The sequence below is a fragment of the Pontibacter ummariensis genome, assembly GCF_900188175.1.
Lineage (GTDB): Bacteria > Bacteroidota > Bacteroidia > Cytophagales > Hymenobacteraceae > Pontibacter > Pontibacter ummariensis.
In genome coordinates, this window is record NZ_FZOQ01000003.1 from 153860 (window position 1) to 168479 (window position 14620).

At 48.6% G+C, this 14620-nt stretch carries 18 protein-coding genes; 8 read left to right on the forward strand and 10 right to left on the reverse strand.

Annotation, left to right across the window (positions count from 1 at the left end; translation table 11 throughout):
• The first annotated feature begins 5 nt into the window (after nucleotides 1-5).
• Nucleotides 6-761, forward strand: coding sequence for a ZIP family metal transporter (locus CHB92_RS04725; RefSeq protein WP_089318034.1), 756 nt, complete (start codon nucleotides 6-8; stop codon nucleotides 759-761).
• 225 nt (nucleotides 762-986) lie between these two features.
• On the opposite strand, the gene CHB92_RS04730 is transcribed toward CHB92_RS04725, so the two are convergent.
• On the reverse strand, nucleotides 987-2828 hold the full coding sequence (locus CHB92_RS04730) for a M61 family metallopeptidase (RefSeq protein WP_089318035.1): 1842 nt from the start codon (nucleotides 2826-2828) through the stop codon (nucleotides 987-989).
• A gap of 368 nt (nucleotides 2829-3196) precedes the next feature.
• On the opposite strand from CHB92_RS04730, the gene CHB92_RS04735 reads away from it, so the two are divergent.
• Nucleotides 3197-3535: a DUF962 domain-containing protein gene (locus CHB92_RS04735; protein ID WP_089318036.1), complete on the forward strand. Its 339-nt coding sequence runs from the start codon at nucleotides 3197-3199 to the stop codon at nucleotides 3533-3535.
• A 24-nt stretch (nucleotides 3536-3559) separates the two neighbouring features.
• Here the strand turns inward: CHB92_RS04735 and CHB92_RS04740 are convergent, their stop codons facing one another.
• The 5 genes from CHB92_RS04740 to CHB92_RS04760 all read right to left on the reverse strand — a co-directional run bounded on the left by CHB92_RS04740 (nucleotide 3560) and on the right by CHB92_RS04760 (nucleotide 6245).
• Entirely contained in the window at nucleotides 3560-3910 is a 351-nt protein-coding gene (locus CHB92_RS04740) for a hypothetical protein (protein ID WP_089318037.1), read from the reverse strand.
• Between the two features lie 162 nt (nucleotides 3911-4072).
• A complete protein-coding gene (locus tag CHB92_RS04745) occupies nucleotides 4073-4516 on the reverse strand; it encodes a septal ring lytic transglycosylase RlpA family protein (RefSeq protein WP_089318038.1) in 444 nt (147 codons plus the stop codon).
• 152 nt (nucleotides 4517-4668) lie between these two features.
• Nucleotides 4669-5427, reverse strand: a complete 759-nt coding sequence (locus CHB92_RS04750; protein ID WP_089318039.1) for a hypothetical protein — start codon at nucleotides 5425-5427, stop codon at nucleotides 4669-4671.
• 54 nt (nucleotides 5428-5481) lie between these two features.
• Nucleotides 5482-5787 carry a hypothetical protein gene (locus CHB92_RS04755; protein WP_089318040.1) on the reverse strand — a complete coding sequence of 102 codons (306 nt, stop codon included), beginning with the start codon at nucleotides 5785-5787 and terminating at the stop codon, nucleotides 5482-5484.
• On the reverse strand, nucleotides 5784-6245 hold the full coding sequence (locus CHB92_RS04760) for a GNAT family N-acetyltransferase (protein WP_089318041.1): 462 nt from the start codon (nucleotides 6243-6245) through the stop codon (nucleotides 5784-5786). The genes CHB92_RS04755 and CHB92_RS04760 overlap by 4 nt, the downstream gene beginning before the upstream one ends.
• 262 nt (nucleotides 6246-6507) lie before the next feature.
• Between CHB92_RS04760 and CHB92_RS04765 the strand changes: the two genes are divergently transcribed.
• From CHB92_RS04765 to CHB92_RS04775, 3 genes are all read left to right on the forward strand, one after another.
• Nucleotides 6508-6735, forward strand: coding sequence for a hypothetical protein (locus CHB92_RS04765; RefSeq protein WP_089318042.1), 228 nt, complete (start codon nucleotides 6508-6510; stop codon nucleotides 6733-6735).
• A 78-nt stretch (nucleotides 6736-6813) separates the two neighbouring features.
• Nucleotides 6814-6993 carry a hypothetical protein gene (locus CHB92_RS25460; protein WP_144266268.1) on the forward strand — a complete coding sequence of 60 codons (180 nt, stop codon included), beginning with the start codon at nucleotides 6814-6816 and terminating at the stop codon, nucleotides 6991-6993.
• 153 nt (nucleotides 6994-7146) lie between these two features.
• Complete coding sequence (locus CHB92_RS04775; protein WP_089318044.1) at nucleotides 7147-7404, forward strand: hypothetical protein; 258 nt, start codon at nucleotides 7147-7149, stop codon at nucleotides 7402-7404.
• A gap of 83 nt (nucleotides 7405-7487) precedes the next feature.
• On the opposite strand, the gene CHB92_RS04780 is transcribed toward CHB92_RS04775, so the two are convergent.
• Nucleotides 7488-7874 (reverse strand): Hsp20/alpha crystallin family protein, encoded by a 387-nt coding sequence (locus CHB92_RS04780; RefSeq protein ID WP_245842288.1) that lies wholly within the window; start codon nucleotides 7872-7874, stop codon nucleotides 7488-7490.
• 517 nt (nucleotides 7875-8391) lie between these two features.
• Between CHB92_RS04780 and CHB92_RS04785 the strand changes: the two genes are divergently transcribed.
• On the forward strand, nucleotides 8392-8859 hold the full coding sequence (locus CHB92_RS04785) for a hypothetical protein (RefSeq protein WP_179222954.1): 468 nt from the start codon (nucleotides 8392-8394) through the stop codon (nucleotides 8857-8859).
• Nucleotides 8860-8866: 7 nt separating this feature from the next.
• Here CHB92_RS04785 and CHB92_RS26075 read toward each other — a convergent pair whose 3' ends face one another.
• On the reverse strand, nucleotides 8867-10399 hold the full coding sequence (locus tag CHB92_RS26075; protein ID WP_089318045.1) for an FAD-dependent oxidoreductase: 1533 nt from the start codon (nucleotides 10397-10399) through the stop codon (nucleotides 8867-8869).
• 278 nt (nucleotides 10400-10677) lie between these two features.
• Here CHB92_RS26075 and CHB92_RS04795 point away from each other — a divergent pair, with 278 nt between their 5' ends.
• Nucleotides 10678-11076, forward strand: coding sequence for a Dabb family protein (locus CHB92_RS04795; RefSeq protein ID WP_089318046.1), 399 nt, complete (start codon nucleotides 10678-10680; stop codon nucleotides 11074-11076).
• A gap of 166 nt (nucleotides 11077-11242) precedes the next feature.
• The gene (locus CHB92_RS04800; RefSeq protein WP_089318047.1) at nucleotides 11243-11953 is read left to right on the forward strand and encodes a hypothetical protein; all 711 of its coding nucleotides are present in this window, start codon (nucleotides 11243-11245) and stop codon (nucleotides 11951-11953) included.
• 270 nt (nucleotides 11954-12223) lie between these two features.
• Here the strand turns inward: CHB92_RS04800 and CHB92_RS04805 are convergent, their stop codons facing one another.
• Together CHB92_RS04805 and CHB92_RS04810 are read right to left on the reverse strand one after the other, a co-directional pair.
• Nucleotides 12224-12742: a transposase gene (locus CHB92_RS04805; protein ID WP_089318048.1), complete on the reverse strand. Its 519-nt coding sequence runs from the start codon at nucleotides 12740-12742 to the stop codon at nucleotides 12224-12226.
• 835 nt (nucleotides 12743-13577) lie between these two features.
• Nucleotides 13578-14615 carry a hypothetical protein gene (locus CHB92_RS04810; protein ID WP_089318049.1) on the reverse strand — a complete coding sequence of 346 codons (1038 nt, stop codon included), beginning with the start codon at nucleotides 14613-14615 and terminating at the stop codon, nucleotides 13578-13580.
• Nucleotides 14616-14620 lie beyond the last annotated feature (5 nt).

Consider the following 14620-nt stretch of genomic DNA (forward strand, 5'->3'; position numbering starts at 1 on the left):
CCTGCATGATCATAGCTATACTTGCCCTCTTCTTTGCGGTGGTACTTTCTGGCTTTCTGGTAAAAGTCTTCCCCCCGAGCAACAGCAAATGGCTGAAGATGGCGCTGGCCTTTAGTGGGGCCTACCTTTTTACGATTACCATTATCCATATTCTGCCGGATGTGCTGGTAAACAGTAGTACCAGTGCCCATGGCGTTGGTTATTGGGTACTGGCAGGCTTCTTTCTGCAGTTAGTGCTGGAGCTTTTCTCTCATGGGGTAGAGCACGGGCATATTCATCACCACCACAAGGAGCAGGTGGGAACGCTGCCCTTCCTGCTGCTAGGGTCGCTATTTGTCCACTCGTTTTTGGAAGGGAGCATTCTAGTAGAGCAGAGGCACTCCCCTGACGCGCATGCGCATTACTCCGGAGACAGTTTTTACCTGGTACTGTTAGGGGTCACGCTGCACCACATCCCGGCGGCCTTTGCCCTGATGTCGGTACTGCTCTCCAGGTTGGAGAACTTCCGGAAGGCTTTTTTGTGGCTGCTGGTCTTTGCAGTGGGCTCTCCCTTGGGCATTATCATGAGTAACACAATCCTATCGCAGGAAGCGCCGGGGGGATTGATCTATACTGCCCTCACAGGGCTTGTGGCTGGTAACTTCCTGCATATTTCCACGACCATCCTTTTCGAAACCAGCCCGGATCACCATTTCAACCGCACCAAGCTCATTGCTACCCTACTGGGTTTAACACTGGCTGTGGTTAGTGACTTTATATAGTTGTAGTGTCTTGAGGCCATATAGCATTACAGCGTTATTTACTAAGCTGTTGTAGTGACTGTTGACCCCAGGGCCATATATACCCTTCTTTGTAGCATCTGCCTTTGCGCTCCTGTCATTAGCCTTACAGGTTGTAGGAAAGCTTGATGCGCACAGCTTTAGCCATAAGCAGCAGCAGGAGCTTTTATAAAAGCTCCTGCTGCTGCTTAGAATGCTATGTGTCTCTTACAGATCTGCCTCTGTTTGCCCCGGTACTTGCTTAAGTACCTGCTGGCGTAACTGCTGCTGCTCTGGTGTGGCATTGGTGTCGTTTGCTACGACGAAGGTCAACTCTACGTCCTCTTCTGTCGGGGCAAAGGTCTTTTTGTACACCTCATTCTGTCGGATATAAGTCAGTTCTACCATGTCCGGTTTCTCTACTTCCAGAACAGGTTTTAGCAACTGGTAAATATTATCCTCGGTTAGTTGCTCGCCATTCACGGCATACAGGATGTCATACTTCTCCAGGCCGAACTTGTTATCCATCGGCTCTGCTATCCAGAAAAAGCCTTGCTCTTTCTCAAAGCCCAGCCGAAACTCCCCGTAGGTTAGCTTCTTGCCTGGTTCCTTATCCTTAAAGCTCCAGCCTATCTTGTTGTAGTATTCCTCGTACGGCAATGGCGTATCACCGATCACGTAGTCGTCGAAGAACTGGCGGATTTCCGGGTAAGTATTGGCCACGATCACGTCAATCAGCTCGTCATCCTTAAAAGGCTTGTTCGGACCATACTGCTGCGATAACTTCAGCATCAACTCACGCAGGCCCATCTCCCCTTTGCTTAATTCCTTTAGGCGGATGTCGAGCAGAAAACCTATGAGCGCCCCTTTCTGATACACGTTGCTGTACATGTCCTGGAACTCCGGCTCAATGATGCGGCGGCTCATTTCGGTGAAGGATACATCCTTGTACTCACTGGCCCGGCGCATCTTGTCCATCATCTCCTCCTGAAAGGTCTCGTACGATTTCAGCCCCTCGTGCAGCTGCACCAGCTGCGAGAAGTACTCAGTTACCCCTTCATACAACCACAGGTGCTGGGAAAGCTTCGGGTCCTTAAAGTCGAAGTACTCGATCTCCTCACTGTGCACGTTCAGGGGCGTAAGGATGTGCAGGAACTCGTGGGAGGCCACATCCAGTACCATGCTGCGAAGGTCCTCCCCCGTTTGCTCCGGCAAGAAGTACATGGAGCTATAAGAGTGCTCCAGGGCGCCAAAGCCTCCATGCTTCGTTACTTCAGACTGCCCCATCTTTGGGAAGTACATGATAAACTGGTAGCGGTCTACCGGCATGCCACCAAAGAAATTGTTCAGGGCGGAGGCCAAAGGCTTAATCATCTCGCTGATGCTGTCGGCCTTCACCACCCCTGTTTCGGAGTAAACAGACACGGAGACGGTGGTATTGCCAGTGCGGAAGCTGGCCGTGTCGGGAAGGCTGTACATGATCGGGGCGTCTGCCAGGCGTACGTAATCGGTAGCCTGTATTACGTCCTGCTCTGCCGACTGTCGGTTAACGGGTAGCGAAGAAGCGGCATAGAGGGCTGCAGGCTTCTGCACGTTTACTGTGTAAGGCAGCATCTTATAGCCATCCAGGTAGCCATAGAAGCCAAAGTGGTTCACCACAAAGTTTTTGTCCGCATCGATGTTGGTGCCGCCGGGCTGGAAGATATAATTGTCGTCTTCCTCCACATCCCAGGTATCATCCACGAGGTACTCCAGGCGGGCCAGTTTTTTTGCTTTTTCGATCACGAAAAGATTCTCTCCCTGTTGTGTGGTCTTCAGTTTACGGCCTTTGGCATCGTATGCTTTAAACTTGCTTACAAAGCGGCCATAGTCTTTCTTGGCATAAGAGCCCGGGATAACGCTGGGAATAACATAGGTAACCTTGTTTTCCTTTACCTCCGGTGTCTGCACCACTACCTTCACCTTGTCATTCACGACGTTCTTAAGGTCCAGGGAGACAGTATAGGACTCTTGTGCCAGCACTACTGACGATAGCATGAGCAGAGAGCCGAGTAAAGCGATTCGTTTCATCAGAAAGGTCTTTAAGTTTTTCTGCTGCTAAAGCCAAGTTTGTGCCAAGGCCGGCAACACATACGAAATATAAGCAGAAAGTTCGTTTATCTTTCTCTTCTTGAAGGTGTTATTCGCCAGGAGTAGGGCTGGTGGCGGCTGTGCTTCTGTTTTAAGGGGGACTATAGGCGAAAAGGAAAGGCCGAAGCGAAAGCCCCGGCCAGAATAAACTTTAAACTAAAAAAGGAACAATAAAGCTACGATTTTTCTTCAGTTTTAAAACAAGGTTGCCGGCTTAATGTTTGGTGATGGCCAGAAAGTTTGTCGCTGAATGAGTTGACCAGCAACAGTGGTTTAAGTACCTTAAAGAAACAACGGAAGGAAAAGTTATGGGCACAACAGCAGAAGCAAAAGAGTACACTTCTTTAAAAGAGTTTTACCCTTATTACTTATCGGAGCACCAAAATACAACCTGCCGGGTACTGCACTTTGTCGGAACAGGGCTGCTGCTAATGCTCGCTATTGTAGCTGTCGTACTAGGGAAGTATGCATGGTTGCTGTTTGTGCCGGTCATTGGCTACGGCTTTGCGTGGGTGGGCCATTTTTTCTTTGAGCATAACAAGCCTGCTACGTTCCGGTACCCGTTTTATAGCCTTGCCTCTGACCTTAAGCTTTTCTTTGATATTTTACGCAGAAAGCAGGGCTTTAGAAGCGAGTCTAAAGCATAGGGACTACCTGTAAAAAGAAGCTTGTTATATAATCGTGGAAAGCAGCATGGCGACCAGGGCTTTCACCGTCATCATGGCGGCGCCTGAGTTCGGTGCTGTGTCTGCTCCTCCCTCCTCATCGGAAGAGAAGGCTTTCTTAAAGTACTCCATGGGGCTCTCAAGCACTTCTGCATCCAGTACAGACTTTTCCTTTGGCTTTGGCGCTACTTTGGTTGCAGGGGTTGCCTTAGAGGCTTTTGTATCTTCGGTGGCAAGGGGACTAACCTGAGGAGTGGCAGAGGCGCTTACGGTGGCACTGTTGCCATTGTTATTGCCATTTGCCAGGGCGGCAGGCATAATAAGTATGCTTAGTAGCACCAGCGCTACTATTGGCATGTATTCCTGTATTCGCCGCCATAGGTTTTCCATGTCCAAAAGTATCCATTTCCCTTGCAAAAAGCAAGAAAGTACTTGGATAATATGGAGAATATATTTATGATTTAAGTGGAGCTACAGTCTTGGCGGGCAAACACATAGCGGTATGGCAGGAGAGCCTTATCAGCTTTCTGGAGCGGGCTTTATCACTTTCACCTTCACGGGCACGACTCCTGCCTTGATCATACCGAGCCGCCTGGCGGCTTTCTCCGAGAGGTCCACAATGCGGCCGCTTACAAAGGGGCCCCGGTCTGTGATGCGTACCTTTACCGTTTTGTGCGTTCGCACATTGGTTACCTTTACTTTGGTGCCGAAAGGCAGCGTTTTGTGGGCTGCGGTGAGTTTGCCACGACGATAGCGCTCGCCATTGGCCATCTTACGGCCCTGAAACTTGCGGGCGTAGTAAGAGGCTTTCCCCTCTTCGGTATAGCCGCGTTCCCCAAAAGCAGGCGCTGAGCCGGCACAGGAACTAAGGCAGACAGCAAAACAGGCAAAGGCGAAGGTGCGTTTCGCCCAGGTAAGCACGGGTTGGGCGGAGAAGCGGGTGAAGGGTAAACACAGGTACATGGGTACGGGTATTGGTAAACGAAACTGGCTGCTTGTTTTTAAATCGTAAAAGCTACCTGATCAAATATACGCATTTATGCCTGTAATCCTAAAACAAGGGAGCCGGGACAGTTTCTTCTGCCCCGGCTCCCTGACCTTGGTTTTAACCGCCTTTACTGCTTTAGCTGATAGTTGTAGACCTCTATGGCTTGGGTTAACTTATCTTTCTGGAAGAGGTTGATCACGAACTGGGCGCCCAGCACCCCTGCGCCGGCATACACCAGCGGCGACACGTTCAGGTTTCCTCCATTGCCTACCTCCTGTGAGTTGTTTACAGAAACAATAGCTCCGGCGGCAAGCAAGCCCGCACCAAGGACAGACACGCCCGTGTTGATGAGCTTTTCTTTCCGGTACTTACCAAGCAAGGCCATACTGGAGGCGTTATCGGCAAGGGCTTCCCGTAGGGTCTCGTATTCTACCTGGTAGAGCGGGCCATTATCTTTCGAGAAGAAGTAAATGCGCTTGCGGCTGGTACGCGGACCTCCAAAACCATAAGGCGAATAGCCCCCGTAACCGTAGCCGTACGGGGAGTAATCGTAAGAAGTGCGGGAGGTGTAGAACCTGTCTATCCGCGGGCCATCCATAATGCGCTTGGCAAAGGCATCCGGGCTGTTGCCATACGAAACACGGGCAAAGAAGCCTTCATCATCCTGGAAGACGTTCACTGTGCTGGGGTTAAACTTCAGAGAATCATCCAGCAGAAAATAGCTGGACTTAAAGATAGGCGACTTATACTGGATCTTGTCAGCATATATCACGCGTCCGTCCTGGAGTTGGATGAAGTAACGCCCGGAGCGGTTGTTTTGGATCTGCGCATAGCCGGAATATGCAGCTATGAGGCAGAGTATCAGAGATAAGAGTGCTTTTTTCATTGTCTTATATATAAAGCTTTTGTCGTGTTTTTATTGCGTCAAGCGGCATATTTTTCAAAAGAGAAGAAAGAGCATCACTACCATTCCTATAAGGGCCAGGTACACCCAGCGCATCAACTGCGTGCGGTGCTTGCTGGGTACGGTGTTGCTGATCAGCATGACCATAAAGAGGAGCAGGAGGATGTAGAGGAGAATAAAAGTAACCGCTTTTACCCAGTTCGGCACCACCGTGTTCTCGGGCTGCAGTTGGTTGCTCATGCCCATGCCCGACAGCAGCCACTGTAGCCCAAAGAAGACTATCAGCTCAAATACAATAAAGTAAAACAGCCAGAGCAGCCAGCTGTGCTTGCCTGAGCTCATACTTTGAGGCTTTTAAAGAAGTGATAACTTTTTACATGGAACCCTTCCCGGAAGTAAAACCGATGGGCGGCACTGTTTGTAACATAGGCATCCAACATTACGGTGTCGCAGTTGTGGCGTTGTGCCTCTGCCAACATCCAGTCCGACAGGAGCTTGCCTACCCCGCCAGAACGGTGCGCTTCCTCCACCACGAAATTGTCTGGCTCCAAGTACTTGCCGCTGTATAGTTTGGTGTTAATCCAGAACCCGGAGAGACCCACGCAAGTACCCACCCCATCGAAAGCGCCTACCATGCGGTACCCGTTCGGCAGCATTTGCCGTAGCAGCTCCTCGTAGCGCGCCAGCGTCATGGACGGGTTCAGTTGCTGGATAAGGCGGTGCTGCCGCAGCATATGCTCCAGGCCCTTTATTTCCTGAATCTGGTAGCCACTACCGGGTAACTCTGCTTGGTTCCTCATGTAACAGTATGTGTTTCCTCTTAGCCTGCCTGCTGTCTTTTGGTAGTTCCCGGCATTGTAGCAAAGACTCCTGAGACGCACTGCATTCTTGATACTCTTTATGCATAACAAATATAAGGTTCTGGTGCTAATACTGGCTTAGTTTTTCATAAAAGCCGGCCACGAAGCGCTTGCATTATCCATAGATTAAGCTTAGACCTTTGCAGGATTTGAAACATAAATAGGGGGAGATGCCGTTAAAATACTAGGAGATTGTAGGGATATGAAGTTAATACGTAACATAAAGTTAGATAATTATAATTTCTTTAATGATCAGAAGACGAGGAAGATCTTTAGCAGGGGCTATGAAGATATCATGACCCTTATCTATTACCAGGATGCTCAAAACCGATTTAAACTGGTAGTAGCGAAAGAAGATGACCCGCCGCTGATTGTAGAGAAGGACATTACGAGGGCACAGGCCTTCCGTTTAATCAATACCCGGCCCTAAAGCCGGGTATTTTTATGCCTTGCCACCGGTGCTTCCTCCCTTCAGCCAGCCTTTTTTATTTTCTGCGTATACCTGTACATGAAACTCCGTAACTTCTATTACAAAATCGCTGTCATCGGCTTTGTCTTGAATCTGGTTCTGCAGCTTGTGCTGTTCTTTGTAGTAGACCCGTACTTCGCCTCCATTCTCTCGCCGCTCTACCCTATCTGGTTTATCTTGTTTGTGGTGGGCTGGCGCAAGGAGCACCCCCGGCAATAGCGAAAAGCAGTCCCGCGCTTTGTGGCTTTGTACATCCTAAAGTATAATAAGTGCTAAAAGCAAGATTTTTCTCTTGTTTAGCGAGAACCGGTGCTGCAGGGGCACTTTTTAGCACTCGATTTGCTTTATAGGTAAGCCAAAGTTCAGAGTAGTATGTCAGAAGAGAAAATAATGGCGGATGAGAACCATGTGCATCATATGTTTCTGCATGTGGAGAGCAGCGACGCCATATGTATGTTAAATATTGCAGGGCACCCGTACCGCTTGCGCGAACTGATTTATATGATGGTAGAGAACGGGTGCCGTGTGATGCAAACAACTGCGGAAGCCTATCAGACCTTTTCCTTTGATAAGGAAACGGTAGAAGTCTACGATTACCTCACGTCCATCATCAAGGCTAAGTTTGTGTAGCAAACGCTTTGCTTGCATACCGGAGCTACAAAGGAAAAGGCTACCCACTGGGTAGCCTTTCTGTAACCTTGTTTGCTTATAGCTTATAGTTGCTTGATCTCAATCTCTCTTGGCTGACCGGCTCCTTCTAAGTAAGGCAGTCTTACCTGTAGTTGTCCCTCCTGGTACACGGCCTCTACGCGGCTCAAGTCTACCTGCGGTGGCAACATGAATGTACGGTTAAACAAAGGGGCGGCCATTTCAGCGTTTTCTTTGCTGTGTAGTAGCGAGAACATTGTTAACTGGTTGTTGTTCAACACTACTTTAAAAGCCTCTGGGTCTACACCCGCAGCCCATACGTTAATAACAGCACCTTTCTTATATTTCTGGATATCCACATACGTCTCGCTTACGCCACCACCAATGGTGTTCAGTAAGTCGATCTGCTGTGCAATACTCTTTAAAAACTCTTTATTATTTATCAGTTTCATCTTTCTCCTTATTTCATTTTCAGGGAGTATAATGCAAATCAGGTGCCAAGCATGTATTCCTGTATTAAAGCCAAACTTTGTCATGTTATGTGTCATTATGGCTTTATTTGGATGTTTTTATCTTTTACACCTACGCCAACATGACAGTTTTATGATCGAGAAAGGATAAGATTAGTGCAATAAGTACAGCCTGATGCTGCTGCTGAATATTTTGGTGCGTACCCAGTAGGGGCTGTGGGGCGGTGGCTCCAGGAAAGCAGTAAGTTGAGCTCTCCTGCCATAAGTTTGGTTAATAGGTGAAAACAGTTCCGGGGCTACAAACCCAGCTCCTGCAGGTTGTTAGCAGACAGGCTGTATAGAGGTTATCGTGTGAGAGCAGTAAGGCCGGTACAAATGGTTAAAAAAAGCTCTGTTTTCATAAAATGAAGCATCGTCAGGCCAGGGTAAAACTCCATGTTTACCTTGGCCTGATTTCTTTTTCGGGGATAATATTCTTACTTTAAGAGAAAGCAGTTGTATGAAGAACATTTACTTTAAGAACCCTTTTGTAAGCCTCTATTATGATAAAGCCCTGAAAATAGGCGGTGCCGAATGGCAGGGAGAGCTTCAGGGAGCGGAATTTAGGGAAGCGGTCTTACTCTGCCTCTACCTGATAGACCGCTTCGAATTGAAGGGCTGGCTGGGAGACAACCGGAAGATGAAGTCCGTTGCCCCAGCCGACTTGCAGTGGAGCATGGAGGTGTTTGTGCCGCAGTTGGTTGAGAGCCCCCTGCTACGGCTGGCAAACCTGCCATCTGAGCACGAAGAAAACCGGCAGGCGATCGACTCCATGGTGGATAAGTGCAATGGCTCAGGTCAGCAGTTAGCTATCCGTAACTTCGAAGAAAAGGAAGAGGCGATGGCCTGGCTGCAGGAGCCGTGGGAGGAAGAAAAAGAGCGTTCTTCCACGCAACAGAAAGCATCGCAGAAGAACGCTCTTTCTTAAGTTATACCTATTGCTCGTTCTTGGTGGTGTTTGGCTTTGCCAGGTTATCATAAGCAGGGCCTTCCAGTACCTCCCCCTCTACCGAGAAGCGGCTACCATGGCAAGGGCAATCCCAACTCTTCTCGGCGTTGTTAAAGTGCACCACGCAACCCATATGCGTACATACCGACGACACCACATGCAGTTTGCCCTCTTCGTCGCGGTAAGCAGCCAGCTTCTCGTCGTCTATTTCCAGGGTTTTCCCCTCTCCTGGCTTCAGGTCCTTTAGCTGCACATCCTTGTCGTAAAAGAAGTAGTCCTTGATCAGGTGTTTGGCAACGTGCACGTTTTCCTGCATAAACTTTTTAGAAGAAGCAACTGGTGTAAAGCGCTTTGGATCGAAGGTTCTGGCCCATTCATTCTCCTTACCCACAATCAAATCATGGATGATCATGCTGGACACCGTGCCCCAGGTAAGTCCGTCGGCGGCAAAACCCGTGGCAATGTAGGTATGGTCCTGCGTTAGGCTGGTGCCGATGTAGGGCAGGTTGTCGGCAGGCTTGTAGTTCTGCGCGGCCCATTTGTACACGATATGGTCTACATCGAAGTGCTTGGTCATGTACTCCTCTATTTTCAGGAAGCTATCCTCGTTGTGCTCCTTATGGCCCACCCTATGCGGCTCGCCCAGCACCAGCAGGAAGTTGCCTTGGGCATTGCTGTAAGGGCGCACCGAGTGGTGCTGTTTGGCCATCTGATGCCAGTAAATGCCCCCTGCCGGTGGGTCGCCCTTCAGGCGCACGGCCATGGCGTACTCACGGTAGGGCTCCATCTCGGTATGCACGGCATAAATCCCTTTCGGGCTGTGGGTGGCCATCACCACGTGCCTGGCAGTTACTTTGCCGTGCTGCGTGTGTACCACGCAAGGCTCCCCGTCCTCTACCTGCGTTACCTTGGTGCCCTCGTATATCTGGCAGTTATCGCCCACAATGGCAGCGGCTAAGTGCTGTACATACTTCAGGGGGTTAAACTGTGCCTGGTGCGCAATGTTGGTGATGGCCGATACCTCGTAAGGGAAATTGGCAGGGGCCTCGCCACTGACAGGTAAACCTGCTTTTTTAGACGCTTCCAGCTCCTTTTCTACCTGGCTGTTCTGGCTGCTCGTTTCCGGGGTCGTAAACAGGTACCAGGGCACACGGTTAAACTCGCAGTCGATGTTATACTCCTGTACCCGCTTCTCGATAAAGTCTATGGCGGCGGTTCTGGCGGCAGCCACGGTGCGCATCGTCTCTTCGTCGAACTTCGTCTCTACGGAGTGCAGGCGCTCGTCTATGGGTGCGTAGAGGTTGCCTGTAGAGGAGCCTGTAGTGCCAGAACCTACTTTCAGGGCCTCCAGCACGGCTACCCGCTTGCCCGCCTTCGCTAAGGTATAGGCAGTGCTGATGCCGGTAATTCCCGCTCCTACTATCGCTACGTCTACTTCTATATCGCCTGGTAGCAGGGGATATTCTTTAAACGCTGTCGTTCCGCTCCATAAGGCCTCCGTAATGTGTTGCTTTTCCATCCTGTTTCTGCTTTAAGATTATGCTTCTTAAAGCTTTCGCAAATCGGAGCCCTCAGGTTATAAGGAGCACGGAAAGTTATTGTAGAGAGGTTTAAAAGGCATGGTAAGCTAGCTATATTAAAAAGGAAAAGAGGTGAAGAAGGTTGGTAAGCCTCCTTTCTGTAAATGCGTGGGCAGCCTTAGCCCGGTTGTTCTGAAAATAGCCTTTTGTATATCCTGTTAATTATGACTATAATAGGTTGATATTTAGCTGTCATAAGCCTTAAAACAAATCTAGCATGAACAAAACAACAGGACTAAGCGTCGTGGTGGCAGTACTCGCCGCTACCCTACTGCTATCAGCGTTTCAAACCTCAGGAAAAGAGCCTATGCGACACATCGTTGTTTTTAAGTATAAGCCAAGCGCTACCCCAGCCCAGATCGGGCAGGTAACTAAAGCCTTCGGGGAACTGCAAGACAAGATTCCGGGCATCATTGCCTTTGAGCACGGTGTTAACAACAGCCCCGAGAACAAGAACCTCGGCTTTACCCACGTCTATCAGCTAACCTTTGAAGATGCTGCTGCACGAGATGCCTACCTGCCGCATCCGGAACACAAGAAGTTCGGTGCACTGCTAGGCCGGTTAGGCGTGCTGGAAGATGCTTTTGTGGTGGATTATACGCCTGTTGCGCCTTAAACAGAGCTTTTACCTTAAATAGGAAGGTGGCTTTTCCGCGGTTCCTGTGCTACCGTTTCATGACTTACTAAAAGGAGGAGATGCAGCGCAAAGCTTATGGGGGAAGGGCTTCCTTTTCCGTGTTGGTGTCGTATTTATAGTGAAACAGTGTCTAACACCAAAAGCTATGAAAACGCATGTAAAGCTTTGCCTTCTCAGCCTTTGGGCTGTGTTTAGTTTTGGCTGCAACGATGAGGATGGTACTACGATAATGCCTGTGCACAGCCTTTCCTATAGCTTTGAGCAGGGAGCCGAAGGTTGGGAAGGTGGAATGGCGGACTTTCCGGAGGATTGGGACCGGGACCGGCTGGAGTTTGTTTTTGCCCACGAGAGCCTTCCTGCAGAGGTGAGTGAAAACGGAATGGCACTAAAGCTATCGGGCAGAAACCTAAGCGATGATCTGTTCCTGTTTACGAAGAAGCAGATAAGCGGGCTCAGGCCCAATCACACCTATAACGCTACATTTGAGGTAGAGCTGACCTCCAAGTACCCCGAGGAGTCTTTCGGGATAGGCGGCAGCCCCGGGGCAAGTGTTTACCTGAAAGCAGGAGGCGCTCCTGTAGAGCCTGTGCCGGTGGAGGAGGGCGATGATATAAGGATAAACATCGACAAAGGGAACCAGGCACAGAGTGGTAAAGACATGGTGGTACTAGGCAACATCGGTATACCGGGCAGTGAGGAGAAGTACCAACTCATTCGCCGGGATAACCTGCAGAACCCTGTTCCGATAACCACCGACGACAGAGGCAACCTGTGGCTTATTGTCGGTACCGATTCTGGCTTTGAAGGCACCACTACAGTCTACTACAATACCATTAAAGTGGAGCTAGCGTATTGATGCGGTGAGTAGGAGTATGATGGCAGGAGCTTTTGGTCAAATGTGTTGGAGCACGCACATAGGTACAGATGCAGCAGACAGCTTCGCTGGAGCCAGCCAAATTCTATCACCTCTATACGCGGGGCAGTAAATAGGAAACATTGTTCCGGGATCCGGACGGCTACCATCATTTCCTGCAAACTACCGCAAGTATGTAGCGCCTTATGTAGATACTTTTGCTGGTTACTTCTGCCGTTGTTGATATTTTTCACCAACAACGTGCCTGTTGTCTTAGTCGAGGTAGTGTGTTAAGAAGCTGAATGCATCCGTATTGTTATGATAGAAGCTGGCAGAAGAGTAGAAGTACTCCTCAGGTAGTGTCGCTAGCTGCCACTTCTCCTGTGTGGGGTTCTGATGTATATAGTCCAGCTTTTGCTCTGTAACTTTAACAGAGTAGCAATACACCGACAGCGGATTGCGCTCCCACACCTGGTACTGTCGGTCTTTAGCGTCTACTCTAAATTTCTCCAGCACTGCCTGATGGTTCTTAACCAGGTCATACTTAATCTTCTGTGCCGTGAATCTAAGAAAGTCTCGTTGCACGTCTTCTCGTTTATGGGGCTCTTCCATTTTCCAGAGCAGGTGCAGGTGGTTTGGCATGATAACGAAGGCATATACTTTTACACGCTTGTTCGCTACGAGGTATCTGAGGCTCGCTAGAACGATGGCCTTGTACTTATCTGGTTTCAGCAGATGTTTCCACTCTAATATTGTAGCTGTGAAGAAGGCGATATGCCGTTGCTCGAACATGTGTTAAAGTACTGCGGTGTCTCTGTTTGAGTTGTACTTCTGTCGTTCTTAGGCTCTGGTAGTGGTTTGCCCGCCGCTATGCCACGGAGGTCGTATCTGCTTTTCCTCTTACTGATGCTGGCGCTTTTGCCGCTTTCAGTATTTGCCGTTACCATTCCAGCCTTGGCCATTTCGCCCTTCTTTCGCCGTTGTTGGTGTTCTCTCCATAGCCGTTAGGCTAAGGGGAAAGGATGTCTTTTTTGCCGTTGTTTCTGCCGTTGTTGGTGTTTTCACCAACAACCACATTAGCACCTAGGGGCACTATAGCCCCATCTTAAGTTGTATGTTGTAGGCTTTTGTCGAAAGGTAAAGCTACAGCTTCGTGGCTGGAGTTTAGTTGTTGGTGAAAACACCAACAACGGCGGGAAAAGGGAGTAGTCTCCGAGGCTTACTTTACCCGACTTATCTACTACATTCATTTCAACCCGCAGCACCACGGCCTGATAGATGACTTTAGCGACTGGCCCTACTCCTCTTATCACAGTATCCTCTCCAGAAGTAAAACTGCGCTGCAGCGGGAAGAGGTGCTGGAGTGGTTCGGAGGCAGAGAGGGGTACAAAGCTTTTCACGAGGAAAACGCTGCATCTCATCCCTATCGCGCCACTCATAGGTGAAGACGAGCTATAGCCAAGCATAAAATACTTCGCAACGCGAATAGAATAGACCTCACAGCGTGCGCAGCTCTTGTGAGCGTCTGGAATGGATAGGCTGTAGCTGCGTGGATAGGGCCTTGGAGGGCTAGACGCTCGCGGGATAAGGACACCGCGAGGTCTGTAGGATATACTTTCAATTTGAGTTACGCTCTTGCTAGTGTTGCCATCCTCTTTGCACTTAACAGCCGATCAAATAACCCTATAAGCTGCTTCTCAGACTTCACATGCTCTGTTGACTGAGTGTTGATTTGGAAATTGTAATACGGCTCTAATTCCGATACTACTTCTTCTGGCTTATCAGAGCAGACTAAGAGCTGTGTGTTTGGTCTATTGAAGTGAGTGTTTATAAGCCGTTGTAGGTGTGGTTCGGTTTTGAATGAGTTTCCTATAGTAATAACCTTGTCACACATTGTTAATTGACGCCTCAACTCCCGATAGTTGGCTGCAAGTACTTCGTTTTGTAAGATTGTAGCTTCTTTGCGTATTGGATTATCATATACCATCAAAGGACTACTGTTGATTGTTTCTTTCTTAAGCTTTTCTGTATAGTTGTTGCCTTGGAAGTACCTGTAAGAACCATGGATATGGGCTATTTTATAACGTGAGTTTCTAAAAAAACTTTCATTAAATCGGCCATGTATGAATCCGTCTTTCATGATGAACTTACTACTCTTACTTTCTCTACAGTAGTATGTTAGAAGACTATCTATTATTCCATCGTAGTTTGTTGTACATAGATACAAATCACTCACGAGTTGACTTCTTAGCAGACCATTAAAAGCTCTTCCAAAATTAGGTAAAGCCCTGTGTATAGTGGAGTAACCCTCGTTTCTCTCGAACATTGTAAAATGTTCTCCAACTTTTCTCATTTCTTCTTTTATAAGAAGGTTTGCAGTAAAAAGTGGTGATTGGTCAACTAGGGAGGAAGCATTACCTCTAGTTGCTGTCTTTTGCAGCATTGCTTGAATGCCATCAAGAGCCTCTAACATTAGTTCACCATGTCTGTTTGGAATGAACTCATGAAACTGCAAGAAAAGAGGTTCAAGTTGGTACCAAAGATTATTCAAACTAATAAGTTTTTCATGAAGAGGTATATCATCTTTTGTATATATGCTTTGTGACTTAACTATATCAGCTAACATATAGTTAAAGCCGCTTCCAATGAAGCATACTATTTTCATCTGTT